16 protein-coding genes are annotated in these 17,078 nt (G+C 62.0%); 15 read left to right on the top strand and 1 reads right to left on the bottom strand.

Annotation, left to right across the window (positions count from 1 at the left end; translation table 11 throughout):
• Window positions 1-29 precede the first annotated feature (29 nt).
• The 5 genes from J2045_RS12750 to J2045_RS12770 all read left to right on the top strand — a co-directional run bounded on the left by J2045_RS12750 (window position 30) and on the right by J2045_RS12770 (window position 5,633).
• The gene (locus J2045_RS12750) at window positions 30-1,232 is read left to right on the top strand and encodes a beta-ketoacyl-ACP synthase (protein ID WP_307373202.1); all 1,203 of its coding nucleotides are present in this window, start codon (window positions 30-32) and stop codon (window positions 1,230-1,232) included.
• A gap of 13 nt (window positions 1,233-1,245) precedes the next feature.
• Window positions 1,246-2,535, top strand: coding sequence for a beta-ketoacyl-ACP synthase (locus tag J2045_RS12755; protein ID WP_307373204.1), 1,290 nt, complete (start codon window positions 1,246-1,248; stop codon window positions 2,533-2,535).
• 163 nt (window positions 2,536-2,698) lie between these two features.
• A complete protein-coding gene (locus tag J2045_RS12760; RefSeq protein WP_006726181.1) occupies window positions 2,699-3,727 on the top strand; it encodes a zinc-binding dehydrogenase in 1,029 nt (342 codons plus the stop codon).
• A gap of 10 nt (window positions 3,728-3,737) precedes the next feature.
• Complete coding sequence (locus J2045_RS12765; protein ID WP_307373343.1) at window positions 3,738-4,661, top strand: lipid A biosynthesis lauroyl acyltransferase; 924 nt, start codon at window positions 3,738-3,740, stop codon at window positions 4,659-4,661.
• Window positions 4,662-4,754: 93 nt separating this feature from the next.
• Window positions 4,755-5,633, top strand: a complete 879-nt coding sequence (locus J2045_RS12770) for a PAS domain-containing protein (RefSeq protein WP_307373206.1) — start codon at window positions 4,755-4,757, stop codon at window positions 5,631-5,633.
• 28 nt (window positions 5,634-5,661) lie between these two features.
• On the opposite strand, the gene J2045_RS12775 is transcribed toward J2045_RS12770, so the two are convergent.
• Window positions 5,662-6,183 carry a hemerythrin domain-containing protein gene (locus tag J2045_RS12775; RefSeq protein ID WP_307373207.1) on the bottom strand — a complete coding sequence of 174 codons (522 nt, stop codon included), beginning with the start codon at window positions 6,181-6,183 and terminating at the stop codon, window positions 5,662-5,664.
• 276 nt (window positions 6,184-6,459) lie between these two features.
• Between J2045_RS12775 and ccoN the strand changes: the two genes are divergently transcribed.
• The 10 genes from ccoN (at window position 6,460) to J2045_RS12825 (ending at window position 17,029) form a co-directional block, all read left to right on the top strand.
• Entirely contained in the window at window positions 6,460-8,100 is a 1,641-nt protein-coding gene (gene ccoN / locus J2045_RS12780) for a cytochrome-c oxidase, cbb3-type subunit I (RefSeq protein ID WP_307373209.1), read from the top strand.
• Between the two features lie 11 nt (window positions 8,101-8,111).
• Entirely contained in the window at window positions 8,112-8,843 is a 732-nt protein-coding gene (gene ccoO, locus J2045_RS12785; protein WP_307373211.1) for a cytochrome-c oxidase, cbb3-type subunit II, read from the top strand.
• Window positions 8,844-8,852: 9 nt separating this feature from the next.
• A complete protein-coding gene (locus J2045_RS12790) occupies window positions 8,853-9,005 on the top strand; it encodes a cbb3-type cytochrome c oxidase subunit 3 (protein WP_307373214.1) in 153 nt (50 codons plus the stop codon).
• A 3-nt stretch (window positions 9,006-9,008) separates the two neighbouring features.
• Window positions 9,009-9,875, top strand: coding sequence for a cytochrome-c oxidase, cbb3-type subunit III (ccoP, locus tag J2045_RS12795; protein WP_307373216.1), 867 nt, complete (start codon window positions 9,009-9,011; stop codon window positions 9,873-9,875).
• Between the two features lie 169 nt (window positions 9,876-10,044).
• Window positions 10,045-11,631, top strand: a complete 1,587-nt coding sequence (gene ccoG, locus J2045_RS12800) for a cytochrome c oxidase accessory protein CcoG (protein ID WP_307373220.1) — start codon at window positions 10,045-10,047, stop codon at window positions 11,629-11,631.
• Window positions 11,628-12,116 carry a FixH family protein gene (locus tag J2045_RS12805; RefSeq protein WP_307373221.1) on the top strand — a complete coding sequence of 163 codons (489 nt, stop codon included), beginning with the start codon at window positions 11,628-11,630 and terminating at the stop codon, window positions 12,114-12,116. The genes ccoG and J2045_RS12805 overlap by 4 nt, the downstream gene beginning before the upstream one ends.
• 2 nt (window positions 12,117-12,118) lie before the next feature.
• The gene (locus tag J2045_RS12810; protein ID WP_307373223.1) at window positions 12,119-14,428 is read left to right on the top strand and encodes a cation-translocating P-type ATPase; all 2,310 of its coding nucleotides are present in this window, start codon (window positions 12,119-12,121) and stop codon (window positions 14,426-14,428) included.
• Window positions 14,425-14,580 carry a cbb3-type cytochrome oxidase assembly protein CcoS gene (gene ccoS / locus J2045_RS12815; protein WP_307373225.1) on the top strand — a complete coding sequence of 52 codons (156 nt, stop codon included), beginning with the start codon at window positions 14,425-14,427 and terminating at the stop codon, window positions 14,578-14,580. The genes J2045_RS12810 and ccoS overlap by 4 nt, the downstream gene beginning before the upstream one ends.
• Window positions 14,581-14,676: 96 nt before the next feature.
• The gene (gene gnd, locus J2045_RS12820; RefSeq protein WP_307373228.1) at window positions 14,677-16,098 is read left to right on the top strand and encodes an NADP-dependent phosphogluconate dehydrogenase; all 1,422 of its coding nucleotides are present in this window, start codon (window positions 14,677-14,679) and stop codon (window positions 16,096-16,098) included.
• A 79-nt stretch (window positions 16,099-16,177) separates the two neighbouring features.
• Window positions 16,178-17,029 (top strand): MBL fold metallo-hydrolase, encoded by an 852-nt coding sequence (locus tag J2045_RS12825; RefSeq protein ID WP_307373231.1) that lies wholly within the window; start codon window positions 16,178-16,180, stop codon window positions 17,027-17,029.
• Window positions 17,030-17,078 lie beyond the last annotated feature (49 nt).

Genomic DNA, 17,078 nt, shown 5'->3' on the forward strand with positions numbered 1-17,078 from the left:
TGGCCAGCCTGCCGGCGAAAGGATTGCATATGGTCAAACAACCGAATGATGTGGTGATCACCGGCGTGGGGATCGTCACCTGCCACGGCACCGGCAAGGATGCGCATCTCGCGCTGCTTTCTGCCAAGACGGCACCGGAGCCTGTGCTCGAGACCGAAAAGTTCGCGCCCTATGTCGTGCACAAGCTGCCCGAGATCGACTGGTCGGAGCAGATCGGGCGCAAGGACCAGCGCCAGATGGAAAACTGGCAGCGCCTCGGCGTCTTTGCAGCGGGCCTCGCGCTCGACGATGCCGGCATGAAGGACGATGTCGACGCCTGTGGCTCGATGGACCTGATCGTGGCTGCCGGTGGTGGCGAGCGTGACATAGCCGTCGACAGCTTGATCGTCGACGAGGCTTTGCAGCGCAACGACCGCGAAAAATTCCTGATCGAGAAGCTGAAGACCGAGCTTCGTCCAACGCTGTTCCTGGCGCAGCTCTCCAACCTGCTCGCCGGCAATATCTCGATCGTTCACAAGGTCACCGGTTCCTCGCGCACCTTCATGGGCGAAGAAGCAGCCGGCATCTCGGCGATCGAGACAGCCTTCGCCCGCATCAAGGCCGGCCAGTCGACCCATACGCTCGTCGGCGGTGCCTTCATATCCGAACGCCCTGACATCCTGTTGCTGGTCGAGGGCATCCGTGCCCATCAGACCGGTCCGTGGCAGCCGCTCTGGTCGCGCGATGGTTCCTCGGGTGGCGGCATGATCCTCGGCACGGTCGGCGCCTTCCTGGTGCTGGAATCCCGCGAACATGCCGAAGCGCGTGGCGCGCATATCTATGCCGTGCTGGATGCTGTCGAAGGCGATCGCGGCAATCGCGACGAGGGCAAGCTCGAAGCGCGTCTGGGCCGCATGGTGCCGGAAGCCGCGTCCCTGTCGGCTGCTGATACCGTCGTCTTTTCGGGCGCCTCCGGTCTGGCCGAACTGACGCAACGGGAGAAGGCTCACCTAGCGGAACGTTTCGCCGGCATGCCGGTGCGTGGTTATGCCGGTTCGATCGGTCATTCGGTCGAAGCGCAGTTCCCGGCGGGTCTGGCGCTTGCAGCGCTTGCCATCGATGCGGGCGCCACGGTGCCTGCCTTCGATCCGGCGAGCGAAGCTGCTCAGGCTGGCCCCGCCAAACATGCCATCATCTCCACCGTCGGCTATGTGCGGGGCGAAGGCCTTGCCGTGCTCTCGGCGAATGCGTGAGGAGGATAGATCCATGACCGACAGCCGTTTCAAGGATCATCTCGGACGCCCGATCATCGCCGTGACAGGCATGGGCGTCATCACGTCGCTCGGCCAGGGGCTTTCCGACAACTGGTCGAAGCTGACCTCGGGACTATCAGGTATCCACTATATCAAGCGTTTCGATACCGAGGGTATGTCCACGCGCATCGGTGGCACCGTCGATTTCATCGCCGTACCCGCCAACAATGCCGTCGAGCGTTCCTATGCGCTGGCCCGTGAGACGACCATTGAGGCGCTTGCTCAGGCTGGCATCAATGGCGACTTCAACGGTCCGCTGTTCCTTGCCGCTCCGCCGGTCGAGCCGGAATGGCATGACCGCTTTGCGCTCGCCGAACGGGCTCCGGCCTCGACCCAGCCGGGCGACGCCTATGACCGTTTTTTGGCAGCCATGCGCGAAAAGCCGGATCCGGTCTTCCTCGAAGCCGTGCAGTTCGGTTCGATCTCCGAGCGTCTCGCGGACAAGTTCGGGACGCGTGGTCTGCCTGTGACGCTGTCGACGGCTTGTGCTTCCGGTGCCACCGCCATCCAGCTCGGCGTAGAGGCGATCCGTCAGGGTCGCACGGAGCGTGCGCTGACGGTTGCCACCGATGGCTCGATCAGCCCGGAAGCGGTGATCCGCTTCTCGCTGCTCTCGGCGCTTTCGACCCAGAACGATCCGCCGGAAAAGGCGTCGAAGCCTTTCAGCAAGGAACGCGATGGTTTCGTCATCGCCGAAGGGGCCGCAACGCTCGTGCTGGAATCGCTTGAAGCAGCGGTTGCCCGTGGCGCCAAGGTGCTCGGTATCATCAAGGGCTGCGGCGAAAAGGCCGACCATTTCCACCGTACGCGCTCTTCGCCGGATGGCGGTCCTGCGATCGCAACCATCAAGGCAGCGCTCGCGGATGCCGGTCTCTCCGAAGAGGCCATCGGCTACATCAATGCCCATGGCACGTCGACGCCCGAAAACGACAAGATGGAATATGGCGCCATGCTGTCCGTCTTCGGCGACCGGCTGAAGGATGCCATTCCGTGCTCGTCGAACAAGTCGATGATCGGCCACACGCTGACGGCCGCCGGTGCAGTCGAGGCGGTGTTCTCGATCCAGACCATGCTGACCGGCACGGTGTCGCCAACCATCAACTACACGAACCCCGATCCTTCGATCGTGCTCGACGTGGTGCCGAACGTGAAGCGGGAGGCCTCGGTTTCGGCTGTGCTCTCCAACTCCTTCGGCTTTGGTGGCCAGAACGCCAGCCTTGTCATGACGCGGGAACCGGTCTAAGGCCTGCGCCAACAATTCGAGACGTCATCCTCGGCTTTAAGCCGAGGAGTAACGCCCCTCGCAAGAACAACGAAGGTCGGCAGATGCCCGGGACAGATCCGGTCATGACGATGGGAGCGTGACGACGCCTCATCCGCCCCGTAGGCCCTGAAGGAAACATGTCATGCGCGCATTGCAACTCGTCGAAGACCGCAAGCTTGAAATCGTCGACCTGCCGGAGCCGGATGCACCGGGTCCGGGTGAGGTGACGCTGCGCGTCAAGGCTGTCGCGCTCAATCACATCGACGTCTGGGGCTGGCGCGGCATGGCGTTCGCCAAGCGCAAGATGCCGCTCGTCATCGGTGCGGAAGCCTCCGGTGTCGTCGAGGCGATCGGTCCCGGCGTCGGCAATATCCTGCCGGGCCAGCTGGCAGCCGTCTACGGTGCGCGCACCTGCGGTCTCTGCAAGCCCTGCCGCGAAGGCCGCGACAATCTCTGCGAAAACGTCTCCGGCGTACATGGCTTCCATCTCGACGGCTTTGCCCAGGAAAAGATCAACCTGCCGGCCCGCCTGCTTGTGCCGGCCCCTCCGGGCGTCGATGCGGTTGCCGCGGCTCTGGCCCCGGTCACCTTCGGCACGGTCGAGCATATGCTGTTCGACAATGCCAAGCTCCAGCCGGGTGAAACCATCCTCATCCATGCCGGCGGTTCCGGCATCGGCACGGCTGCCATCCAGCTTGCCAAGAAGATCGGCTGCACTGTTATCACCACCGTTGGCTCCGACGACAAGATCGAGCCGGCCAAGGCACTGGGTGCCGATCACGTCATCAACTACCGTACCGACCGCTTCGAAGGCATGGTCCGGAAGATCACCAAGAAGAAGGGCGTCGATGTCGTCTTCGAACATGTCGGCAAGGACACGTTTGCGGCTTCGATGTTCTGCCTCAAGCGCGGCGGCCGCCTCGTGACCTGCGGCTCGACCTCGGGTGTGTCGACCGAAGTGAACCTGATGATGCTCTTCCAGCAACAGCTGAAGCTTTTCGGCTCTTTCGGCTGCCGGATGGAAAACATGGCAGACGCCATGCAGAAGATGGCGCGCGGCCTCGTGCATCCCGTCATCGATACGCAGGTTTCCTTTGATGACATCGACAAGGCCCTTGCCCGCATGGAAGGCCGCCAGGTCTTCGGCAAGATTATTCTGAAGATGGATTGACCCGGTGCGGATGCTCGTCACCCGCATCGTTCTGGCGCTGCGCAAGTTCTATCAGTGGTCCGTGGCACAGATTGCCTTCGGTTTTCTGACCGCGCTCAAGATCTTTCCGGCAGACGCGGCGATCAACTTCGCCGACCGGCTGATGCGCTGGCTCGGTCCGAAGACCAGGCGTCATCGCTTGATGCAGGTGAACCTGCGCAATGCCTTTCCGGAGAAGTCGAAAGAGGAGCGCGAGGCCATTGCGCTGGCAAGCTGGGGCCATATGGGCCGGCTTGCTGCCGAGTATGTTTTCCTGGACCGTCTCTTCGATTTCGATCCGGAAAAGCCCGGTGAGGGCAGGGTGGAGGTGTCAGGGGTCGAGCAGTTTCTCGACCTGCGTGATAATCCGCGTCCCTTCATCGTCTTCACCGGTCACACCGCGAATTTCGAGCTGTTGCCGGTTGCGGGTGCCGCCTTCGGGCTGTTCGTCACGGTCCTCTTCCGGCCGCCGAACAATCCCTACATCGCCGAGAAGGTGTTCGAGTTCCGCCGCAAGCGGATGGGCGACCTCGTTCCCTCGCATGCCGGCTCTTCCTTCGCGCTGGCGCGGCAGCTCGAGCAGGGCGGTGGTGTTGGCGTGCTCGTGGACCAGAAGTTCAAGAAGGGACTGGAGACGCAGTTCTTCAACAATCCGGTCCGCACGAACCCGCTGCTCGCCAAACTTGCCCGGCAGTTCGACTGCGAAGTCTATCCGGCTCGCTGCATCCGGCTGCCCGGCAACCGTTTTCGCCTGGAAATCGAGCCCCGAATCACTTTGCCACGCAATGACAAGGGACAGATTGACGTCACCGCGACTGCGCAGATGCTCAACAACAAGGTCGAGGCGTGGGTTCGGGAATATCCCGAGCAGTGGCTGTGGTACCATGACCGCTGGGACATCAAACGGTCGATCTAGAGGTCGAACGTACTGAAATCGGACAGTTTGCCCGGTTTTTGGCATTCTCCTCCGCAAAATCGTTCTGCTTTGCTCTGAATTGTCACGGATGACATGGGTTATCCGCATGGATATTTTTTGGGCTGGGCCCAAACCGTGCGGATGCACACATTGAAGGTGACACGACCTCATGTTACGGACGCCGCAACAGGTGTGACGTGGATCGAGACTTTGTCACACGGCGGGGAGAGGTGGCGAATGTCTTTTGGCGAGTTCCGTGATTCGAATTTGCGCGCAATGTTCGAGGCGGTATCGTTGAAGAATATGCAGCTCCAGCAGGCGATCCGCTCGGGTAACGACCACCTTGTGGCCGTTCTGGATCGTGAGATTGATCCAATGATCAGCGCGCTCATCAGCTATCGGGCATCCGACCTGGATGACATCTATCTGCAGATGCGTTTGCTGACCAAGCTGCTGCGCGAGGATGCGGATGATCGGTCCTGCGTGCTGCGTCATGCCTCGATGTTGTCGCTCCTGATCGAACGCTATTTTGGTCCCAAGAAGGTGCAGGACGTACCGCCGGTCCATCTTGCCGAGGTTCGGCTCCCCTTCGAGGTCGATGATGAGCAGTTGAACGAGGCTATTCTCAACAATCTACCAGAGCGCGTTGCGGTCGTGACGCTGGACTATCGTTATCTGTTCGCGAATGCATCGATGGCGGAGATGCTCGGCGTGTCTCCGATGACGCTGATCGGCCGGTCTGTCTTCGAGACGGCTTTTTCCGTCGGCAGGCAGGACTATGTGCGTGAGGCGCTCGATTCCGCATTTGCGGGACGCTCGGGATGCTTTCTGACGCGGTCAGACAGCGATGCGTCAACGGCGGATCAGTTGCGGGGTCGTTTCAGTCCGCTCAGATCGAAGGATGGCGTCATCAATGGCGCCGTGCTGACGCTCGGTGAAGCGGGCTCTGTCGTCGGAGACATGGCCGCCTGAGGCGACCTATGGCGTGCGAGGCGGCGGTTCAGGTGGGCCCGAACTGCCTGCTGTCGTCTGTGATGCCCTGCAGCAGATGCTCCTGCTCGAACGCGATGTGGCGACGCATGCCTTCGAAGAAGCCGCGCAGCATGTAGCCGACAGCCTCCATGTTAACCCGTTCGCCGGAACCGAGCTTCAGCAGCGCATCGGTCAGTTCCTCGGCGAAGCACTCGTCCTCGCAATGTTCGAACTTCAGTCGCTCCAGTGTTGACTCAAGATGGACGGCTGCGTCCGGATCGCGCTGCAACATGGGGAAGAGCACCGTCTCCTCGTAGTGATGGATCCCCTTGATCAGCGGCCCCAGCGCCTTCGCGGCATAGATGCATTTCTGCCTGTTGATACTGGCCGGCAGCGAGTCGGCGATATCCTCCAATTCCCGACACAACGCCAACTGTTCGCCATGGGCGCGATGGAGCCAGGCGAGATCACGCTTGCTCGCATCGAGCATGCGGTTGCCGGTCGTTGCATCGCTCCGGTTGGCCTTGCCATTTTGCATGTTGGTCAGCATGTCCGTTTTCTCCAACGGGGTCTCCGCCGCATGGCCACCCCTGTGCTTCAAGACACGCGCAGCGGGCCCGATGCCGTGCTGTTTTCGACCTTGCCGTGCCCGCAGGGCAGGAGGCCGATTGTCGCTTTGAATCTGGCGAATCTTACAGGGGGCCGCATTGACTTGGATCAAGGTGGCTGTGCGGCGCCAATGCGATTGGTGCATTCGACGCGGGAGGATTCTCCCACGGGACCTGTCCCCCGCGATGAGATCAGCAAGCGTTGGGGGATTCCAACAATGAACTATACGTTAGAGACACTGGTGATGGCGGTTCTCGCCTTCGCCGCGCTGCTCGGGGTGGCTTTCACCCATGACAGCCTCTTTGCAGCCCATATGTGGGTTGCCTTCTTCGTGCTCACTGGCGGCACGATCGTCATGCTGCGCCGGATGCAGTTTGCACCGACCACGGCATCCTCCTCCGCATCCAAGCCCAAGGCGCCGCAATCCGAATATTTCGACGAAGTCGTCCGCTACGGCGTCATCGCCACCGTCTTCTGGGGTGTCGTCGGCTTCCTCGTCGGCGTGGTCGTGGCCCTGCAGCTCGCCTATCCCGATCTCAACATCGAGCCCTGGCTGAACTTTGGACGGCTGCGTCCGCTGCACACCTCGGCCGTCATCTTCGCCTTCGGCGGCAATGCGCTGATCGCGACGTCCTTCTATGTGGTTCAGCGCACCTCGCGCCAGCGCCTCTTCGGCGGCAATCTCGGCTGGTTCGTGTTCTGGGGCTACCAATTCTTCATCGTCATGGCGGCCACCGGCTATCTGCTGGGCATTACCCAGGGCCGCGAATATGCCGAGCCGGAATGGTATGTGGATCTCTGGCTGACGGTGGTCTGGGTCGCCTATCTGATCACCTTCATGGGCACGGTCATGACCCGGAAGGAGAGCCACATCTACGTGGCCAACTGGTTCTACCTGTCCTTCATCATCACGATCGCGATGCTGCACATTGTCAACAATCTCGCGATCCCGGTCTCCTTCCTCGGTGTCAAGAGCTACTCGGCCTTTGCCGGCGTGCAGGATGCGCTGACCCAGTGGTGGTACGGCCACAACGCCGTCGGCTTCTTCCTGACCGCAGGCTTCCTCGGCATGATGTACTACTTCGTGCCCAAGCAGGCGGGCCGTCCGGTCTATTCCTACCGCCTGTCGATCATCCACTTCTGGGCCCTGATCTTCATGTATATCTGGGCCGGCCCCCACCACCTGCACTATACGGCTCTGCCGGACTGGGCGCAGACGCTCGGCATGGTCTTCTCGATCATGCTGTGGATGCCCTCCTGGGGCGGCATGATCAACGGTCTGATGACGCTGTCTGGCGCATGGGACAAGATCCGCACCGACCCGATCATCCGCATGATGGTGATTGCGATCGCCTTCTACGGCATGTCGACCTTCGAAGGTCCGATGATGTCGATCAAGGCCGTCAACTCGCTCAGCCACTACACCGAATGGACCATCGGTCACGTTCACTCGGGTGCACTCGGCTGGGTCGGCATGATCTCCTTCGGCGCGATCTACTACCTGACGCCCAAGCTGTGGAACCGCAACCGTCTCTACTCGATGCGCATGGTCAACTGGCACTTCTGGCTCGCCACGCTCGGCATCGTCGTCTACGCGGCTGTCCTTTGGGTTGCCGGTATCCAGCAGGGCCTGATGTGGCGCGAATATGATGCCCAGGGCTTCCTGGTCTACTCGTTCGCCGAATCGGTTGCCGCCATGTTCCCCTACTATGTCCTGCGTGCCGTCGGCGGTGCCATGTACCTGCTGGGCAGCGTGATCATGGCCTACAACATCCTGATGACCATCCTCGGCTATGAGCGCCAGGAAGCCCCGATCCCCGGATCGGTCGCTCCCGCCGCCCTGCAGCCGGCTGAATGAGGAGGGCTCCCATGTCCATTCTTGATAAACACGCAATCCTCGAGAAGAACACGAGCCTTCTCTTCCTCGGTTCGCTTCTGGTGGTCACCATCGGCGGCATCGTCGAGATCGCGCCTCTCTTCTACCTCGAAAACACCATCGAAAAGGTGGAGGGCATGCGTCCCTACTCACCGCTCGAACTGGCTGGACGGAACATCTACATCCGTGAAGGCTGCTATGTCTGTCACAGCCAGATGATCCGCCCGTTCAAGGACGAGGTCGAGCGCTACGGACACTACAGCCTAGCAGCGGAGTCGATGTACGACCATCCGTTCCAGTGGGGTTCGAAGCGTACCGGGCCGGATCTCGCCCGTGTCGGCGACCGCTATTCGAACGAATGGCACGTCCAGCACCTGACCGAGCCGCGCGACGTGGTGCCGGAATCGATCATGCCGAGCTACTCGTATCTCAAGACGACGCCGCTCAAGGTCGTCAATGTCACGATGGACCTGAAGGCCAACAGCCTCGTCGGCGTGCCCTATACCGAAGACATGATGGCACAGGCGGAGGCCGATCTTGCTGCACAGGCCGATCCCAATGCCGATACGTCAGGTCTTCTGGAGCGCTATCCGAAGGCCAAGGTCGGCGATTTCGACGGCGATCCGGCCAAGCTCACGGAGATGGACGCACTCGTCGCCTATCTCCAGATGCTCGGCACGCTTGTCGACTTCTCCACCTATGACGACGCAACCGGCTACCGCTGAGGTGACACCATGGAAACCTACACTGCACTGCGCCAGTTCGCCGACAGTTGGGCTCTGCTTGCGATGACCCTGTTCTTCGTCGGTGTCGTGCTCTTCACATTCCGCCCGGGCGGCAAGAAGCCTGCCGACGATGCGGCCAGCATCCCTCTCAAGGAGGATTGAACAATGGCAGACAAGAAACACATCGACGAAATCAGCGGCGTCGAGACCACCGGCCATGAGTGGGATGGCATTCGCGAGCTGAACAACCCGATGCCGCGCTGGTGGGTCTATACCTTCTATGCGACCATCGTCTGGGCCATCGGCTACACCATCATGTATCCGGCCTGGCCGCTCCTGACCGACAACACCAAGGGCCTGCTCGGCTATTCCAGCCGCGCGGAAGTCGCAGCAGAACTGACGGCGGCGAAGTCTGCGCAATCGGTCTATCTGGAGAAGATCGCCGCCCTGCCGCTCGACCAGATCGTCGCCGACAAGGACCTGACGCAGTTTGCGCTTGCCGGCGGTGCCGCCGCCTTCAAGGTGAACTGCTCGCCTTGCCATGGTTCGGGTGCTGCCGGCGGTGCCGGCTACCCGAACCTCAACGATGACGACTGGCTGTGGGGCGGTGATCTCGAATCGATCCACACCTCGATCGCCCATGGCATCCGCTACGATCAGGATCCGGACACCCGCGTCTCCGAAATGCCGGCTTTCGCCGACATCATCGAGCCGGAGCAGGTCAAGCAGGTTGCGGCCTATGTCGTCAGCCTGACCGGCACGCCGAATGATGCGGCCATGGTGGAACCCGGCAAGCAGATCTATGCCGACAATTGCGCCTCCTGCCATGGCGATGACGCCAAGGGCAATCGCGACTTCGGTGCGCCGAATCTGGCCGATGCCATCTGGCTGAAGGTCGATGGCGAGGCCCAGATCGCAGCTCAGATCCGGCAGCCGCGCCATGGCGCCATGCCCGGCTGGACCGCGCGCCTGGGTGATACCACCGTCAAGCAGCTGACTGTCTATGTGCACCAGCTGGGCGGCGGCGAGTAAGCTCGTCCCTTCTTCCCGCACTTTCGGGCCGCATCGCTGATGCGGCCCTTTTTCCTTAAGGTATGGAAAATCCTATGTATTGCGACGCTTCGCCGCTGCTTGACTTAAGTCAAGGCGGGCTGGGCTTCGAGATGGGACAAGGCAAGCATCAGAAGAAGGTTGAAATGCCATGACCATGCATGCCGATCACCCCCGTGCAGCCGACGCGCCTGAGGTCGAGAGATTGGAAGCCGAGGCGGTGATGTCGGCCAAGAGCCGCGGCCCGCTCTATGAGGCGCGAAAGAAGATCTTCCCGAAGCGTGCGGAGGGGGCCTTCCGCCGCTTCAAGTGGATCATCATGGCGGTCACGCTCGGCATCTATTACCTGACGCCCTGGCTGCGCTGGGATCGAGGTGAGTTCGCGCCCGACCAGGCGGTGCTGATCGATCTGGCGCATCGTCGCTTCTATTTCTTCTTCATCGAGATCTGGCCGCAGGAGTTCTTCTTCGTCGCGGGCCTGCTCGTCATGGCCGGTTTCGGTCTCTTTCTCGTCACGTCCGCCGTCGGGCGCGCCTGGTGCGGCTATACCTGTCCGCAGACGGTCTGGGTCGATCTCTTCCTGGTCGTCGAACGTTTCATCGAGGGCGACCGCAACGCCCGAATCAAGCTTGAGCAGGCGCCCTGGGGCTTCGACAAGGTCTGGAAGCGGGTCAGCAAACACGCGACCTGGATCCTGATCGGCATTCTGACGGGTGGCGCCTGGATTTTCTACTTCGCCGACGCGCCTTCGCTCGCCATGGATTTCCTCACCGGCAATGCCGCGCCGGTCGCCTATATGACCGTCGCCATCCTGACCGCCACGACTTACGTCTTCGGCGGCCTGATGCGCGAACAGGTCTGCATCTATATGTGCCCCTGGCCGCGTATCCAGGCTGCTATGCTGGATGAGAACTCGCTCGTCGTCACCTATAACGACTGGCGCGGCGAGCCCCGCACGCGCCACGCCAAGAAGGCGGTCGCCGCTGGCGAATCGGTTGGCGATTGTGTCGACTGCAATGCCTGCGTCGCCGTCTGTCCCATGGGCATCGACATCCGCGATGGCCAGCAACTGGAATGCATCACCTGCGCGCTCTGCATCGACGCCTGTGACGGCGTGATGGACAAGATCGGCAAGCCGCGCGGTCTGATCGCTTATGCGACGCTCGACGAATACCAGTCGAACATGGCGCTCGCCACCGGTGGCGGTAGCTGCAGCATTGACCCGAAGAAGGTGCGAAACGAGGACGGCAGCTTCTCCGACAAGATCCGCCACTTCGACTGGCGCGTCATCTTCCGCGCCCGCACGCTGCTCTACATGGGCGTCTGGACCGCCGTCGGCATCGGTATGCTCGTCGCTCTGCTCGGTCGCGACCGTCTCGAGGTCAACGTATTGCATGACCGCAATCCGCAATTCGTGCTCGAATCCGATGGCTCGATCCGCAACGGCTACACGGTCCGCATCCTCAACATGATAGCTGCCTCGCGCGAGATCGAAGTGTCGCTCGAAGGCCTGCCGGATGCAACGATGAAGATCAACGGTATCAACCAGCCGCCCGCCCGTGCCTTCACTGTCTCGGTCGAACCGGATGAGGCGACCACGCTCAAGGTCTTCGTCACACTCTCCGGTGACAAGGTCGAGGACGACAACCAGGAATTCCAATTCGTCGCCCAGGATCAGGGCAGTGACGAGCGCGATGTCTATGACGCAGTCTTTATGGGACCGGGAGAAAAAAGATGACCACTGAAGCGAGTAAATCCTTCACCTTCACCGGCTGGCACATGCTGGCGATCATGCTGGCCTTTTTCGGCACGATCATCACGGTCAATTTCACCATGGCCTATCTTGCGACGTCGAGCTGGAGCGGTCTCGTGGTAAAGAACACCTATGTCGCCAGCCAACAGTTTAACGGCAAGACCGCAGCCATCCGGGAGATGCTGGCGACCGGCATCACCGGTGATCTCTCTGTTGATGCCAAGGGCATGCGCTATCGGCTGACGCTTCCGGGCAATACAGCCGTCGTTGCCGATGCGGTGACTGCCCATTTCAAGCGGCCCGTCGGTATCGCCCAGGATTTCGAACTGCAGCTGACGCCCGCCGGCGACGGTCTCTATCTTGCGGAAACTGTGGTTCTACCCGGCAGCTGGATCGTCGAGATGCAGGCGATCAAGGGCGGCAAGATGATCATGCACGAAGCGAAGCGGATCACCGTTTCGGGAGAATGACGATGAGTTGCTGTGCAGCGGGCACCGAAGGTGCACTGGATCTGGAGCGGGCAGGGGTCTCCCTGCCGTCTGCGGAAGAGCTGAAGCTCTCCAGCCGGGCGGTCGGGCCGGGCCTCTGGCAGGTCGACATGAGCGTGCCTGCGGTCCATTGCGGTACTTGCATCACCACGGTCGAAGGTGCGTTGAAAGCGTTGCCGGAAGTGGAGCTTGCGCGCGTCAACCTGTCTACGAAGCGCGTTTCGGTCGTTTGGAAGGAGACCGTGGATGGTGTCGAGACAGACCCGGTCAATCTGGCCCGGGCCATTGCCTCGACCGGTTACACCGCCCATCTGTTCACGGCAGCCGAAGAGGCCTCCGACGCGCTGCGCAACCAGCTGATCCGCGCAGTCGCGGTCTCCGGCTTTGCAGCCACCAACATCATGCTGCTCTCTGTCTCCGTCTGGTCCGGCGCGGACGCCTCGACACGCGATCTCTTCCACTGGATCTCGGCGATGATCGCCGCACCGGCCCTCATCTATGCCGGACGCTTCTTCTACGAATCGGCCTGGAACGCGCTGAAGCACGGGCGCACCAACATGGATGTTCCGATCGCGATCGGCATCACGCTCTCCTATTTCGCCTCTCTCTGGGAAACCATCCATCACGGCGAACATGCCTATTTTGATGCCACCGCCTCGCTGCTCTTCTTCCTTCTGATCGGCCGTACGCTGGATCACATCATGCGCGATCGGGCACGCTCCGCCATCAGCGGCCTTGCCCGCCTCAATCCGCGCGGTGCCATGGTGCTCGCCGAGGACGGCTCGCGCGAATATCGCGCCGTGGATGAGATCCGTGTCGGCGATCAGGTCGCCATTTCCGCAGGCGACCGCATTCCCGTCGATGGTGTCGTCGTCTTCGGTGAAAGCGATCTCGACATGTCGATCGTCAATGGCGAAAGCGCGCCGGTCTCTGTCCGTCCGGGCTCGGAAATTCAGGCAGGCACGCTCAGCCTGACCGGCTCGCTCACCGTCCGCGCGACGGCGACCGCCCAGAACTCTTTCCTCTCCGAAATCATCCACCTGATGGAGGCGGCCGAAGGGGGCAGGGCGCGGTACCGCCGCATCGCCGACCGCGCCGCGCAATATTATTCGCCTGCCGTCCACCTCCTTGCGATCACCTCCTTCGTGGCCTGGGGGCTTTACGACGGCGACTGGAAGCATGCGATGATGGTCGCGATTGCGGTCCTTATCATCACCTGCCCCTGTGCGCTGGGCCTCGCGGTGCCGGTGGTCCAGGTTGTCGCCGCCGGTCGCCTGTTCAAGGCGGGCGTGATGGTCAAGGACGGCTCTGCCATGGAGCGGTTGGCCGAGATCGAGGCCGTCGCCTTCGACAAGACCGGCACGCTGACGCTGGGCCGTCCGCGCCTTGTCGATCCCGCGCGGCTCGAGCCTGTCGCCTTCGCCGTCGCCGCAGGTCTCGCCGCCCATTCCCGCCATCCGTTGTCGCGGGCACTCTGGGCTGCCTATGGCGGCCAGCCGCGGGGGTTTGCGACCGTGCGGGAAGTGCCGGGCGCCGGTGTCGAAGCGGAAACGGAGGAGGGCGTCTGGCGCCTCGGCAACCGCCGTTTTGCCTGTGTCACCGAGGCCGTCACGACGGATGAGAAGCCCTATTCCGAGGTCGTCCTGTCGCTGGATGGCGTCGAACGCGGGAGCTTCCTGTTCGAGGATATGCTGAGGCCACGGGCTCGTTCATCGATCGATGCCCTCAGGCAGTCGGGGCTTGACCTCGGCATTCTCTCGGGCGACCGCGCCCCGGTCGTGGCCAAGCTTGCAGCCGATCTCGCCATCGACAACTGGCGGGCGGGTCTCACCCCGCGCGAAAAGGCCGAAGCCTGCGCCGATGCCGCTGCCCGTGGCCGCCGCGTGCTGATGGTCGGCGACGGCATCAACGATGCGCCGGCACTTTCGGCCGCCTATGTCTCGATGGCACCGGCCACCGCCGCCGATGTCGGGCGCCAGGCGGCCGACTTCGTCTTCATGCGCGACGGGCTGGAAGCCGTGCCCTTTGCTATCGAGGCCTCGCGCCGTGCGGACCGGCTGATCCGCGAAAACTTTGCACTGGCCATCGGCTACAATGTTATCGCCGTGCCGATCGCGCTCCTCGGCTATGCAACCCCGCTGATCGCGGCGGTGGCGATGTCGACGTCGTCGATCATCGTCGTTGCCAATGCGCTCAGGCTCAACCGGCTTTCGCTGGATGAGACGGGGCTTGCCGGTGGCGCTGCCGCGTCCCTATCGACAGATAGGTCAGAGGGTGCGAGGTTCGCTGCATGAACATGCTGATTTTCCTGATCCCCATCGCGCTCTTGCTCGGCGGTCTCGGTCTGTTTGCTTTCCTCTGGTCGCTGAAGAGCGGCCAGTACGAGGACCTCGACGGCGCTGCCTGGCGGGTGATCTCTGACGGCGATGACAAGCCCGACACTTGATGAAGCGTTTACCGAACGGTCAAATTTGACTCTTGCCGCATGCCTTTGCGGATGCGAGAAAGCCGCATCCATAAATTTGCATGCGGAGGCTTCATCGTGCAGCAAGCGGAAATCGGACTGATCGGTCTTGGAGTGATGGGCTCCAATCTGGCGCTCAACATTGCCGAAATGGGCAATCGCATCGCGGTCTTCAACCGGACGCCTGCGCGTACCGATGAATTCCTCGGTGAAGCCGGCGAACTCGCCGACCGGATCATCGGTTGCCACACGATCGAAGAATTCGTTGCCGCGATCCGCCCGCCGCGCCCGATCATCATCATGATCAAGGCCGGCGAGGCCGTCGACCAGCAGATCGCGGCCCTGATGCCGTATCTGTCGAAGAACGATATCATGATCGATGCCGGCAACGCGAACTTCCGCGATACGGTCGCCCGCTTCGAAAAGCTTGCCGGCACCGATTTCACCTTCATCGGCATGGGTGTTTCGGGCGGCGAAGAGGGTGCCCGCCACGGTCCCTCGATCATGGTCGGTGGCACCGAAGAGAGCTGGAAGCGCGTCGAACCGGTGCTGACTTCGATCGCCGCCAAGTTCAACGACGAGCCCTGCGTCGCCTGGCTCGGCACCGATGGCGCCGGCCACTTCGTCAAGACGATCCACAATGGCATCGAATATGCCGACATGCAGATGATCGCCGAAATCTACGGCATCCTGCGCGACGGTCTGAAGATGTCGGCCGCCGAAATCGGCGAGATCTTCGGTCAGTGGAATAAGGGGCGTCTGAATTCCTACCTGATCGAGATCACTGAAAAGGTGCTGAAGGCGACTGATCCGGAAACCGGCAAGCCGATGGTCGATGTGATCGTCGATGCCGCAGGCCAGAAGGGGACCGGCAAGTGGTCTGCCATCGAAGCGCAGAACCTTGGCATTGCCGCTGGTGGCATCGAGGCTGCCGTTGCCGGCCGTGTTCTGTCGTCGCTGCGCGAAGAGCGTATCGCTGCCGAGAAGCTCTTTGGCCTGCCAACCCTCGCAGAGACGCCCAAGGACAAGGCCGCCTTCATCGCCGACCTTGAAAATGCACTGCTCGCCGCCAAGATCGCGGCATACGCGCAAGGATTTGCGGTGATGTCGGCCGCGTCTGCCGAATTCAACTGGTCGCTGCCCATGCCGACGATCGCCCGCATCTGGCGCGCCGGCTGCATCATCCGCTCGCAGTTCCTTGACGAGATCACCTCGGCCTTCACCAAGGATCCGAACGTGGCCAACCTCGTGGTCACGCCGGCCTTTGCAGAGATGGTCAAGGAGACCGACGGGGCGCTTCGCCGGGTCGTTGCCCATGCCGCGCTCTCCGGCCTTCCGGTTCCGGCCATCGCCTCGGCGCTCTCCTACTTCGACACCTATCGCCGCGGACGTGGCACGGCCAACCTCATCCAGGCGCAGCGCGACTTCTTCGGCGCGCATGGCTTTGACCGCCTCGACGGCAAGGACATGCATCACGGCCCCTGGGCCGGCCAGTTCTGATTGTGGACAGACGCTGACACTGGAACGACCGAGGCCCGATATCCCGCGATGTCGGGCCTTTTTTTGGCGGAGCAACAGCATGACAGATGCGCTCATCCTTCTTGGCACCAAGGGTGGTCCTGCGATCCGCCCGGGTGGGCCGAACCCGACCTCCATGTTGCTGAACCTGGCGGCACGCCGGATCGTTATCGACTGCGGGCTCGGGGTTTCGCGTGGTCTGGTCGAGACCGGCATGTCGCTCAAGGATCTCGATCTCGTCTTCATCACCCATCTGCATTCGGATCATGTGCTGGAACTCGGACCGCTTCTCCATACGGCGTGGACCACCGGGCTCGAGCATCCGGTCACCGTCTTTGGTCCGGTCGGTATCCGTGCGGTCTGGGCCGGTTTTCTCGCCTCTCTGGCCTACGACATCGAGACGCGGATCGCGGACGAAGGGCGGCCTGATTTGGCGGAAATGATAACGGTGGTCGAATATGGTCCTGGTATTGTGCTCGATCTGCCGGATCTGACGGTGGAGGCGCTGCGGGTTGATCATCCGCCGGTTGTCGAGTGCTTTGCCCTTAAGGTGACTGGTGCAGGGCGGACGCTTGTTTTCTCGGCAGACACTGCCCCTTTTCCGCCGCTCGCCGATTTCGCTCGAGGTGCCGATATCCTTGTGCATGAGGCAATGTTGCCGGAGGGGCTGGAGAGCATCATCCGTCGCACCGGGAACGGTGCGCGCCTGCGGGAACATCTTGTGGCCTCCCACAGTTTCGCTGCGGACGCGGCTGCGATCGCCCACCGGGCCGGCGTCGGTATGCTTGTGCTCAACCACCTCATTCCGGCTGATGATCCAGCTTTCGGAGAAGTGCATTGGCGCGCGGCCGTGATGCCCGTCTGGGACGGCCCGCTGGTCGTTGGCCGGGACGGGCTGGTCATATCCCTGTGAACAAGTGACCGGGAAATCGCCGCTGCAGGTGGATAGCTAAAATCCTAAT

Origin of the sequence: Peteryoungia aggregata LMG 23059, assembly GCF_030814435.1 — a bacterium.
In the GTDB taxonomy this organism is placed as follows: domain Bacteria; phylum Pseudomonadota; class Alphaproteobacteria; order Rhizobiales; family Rhizobiaceae; genus Allorhizobium; species Allorhizobium aggregatum.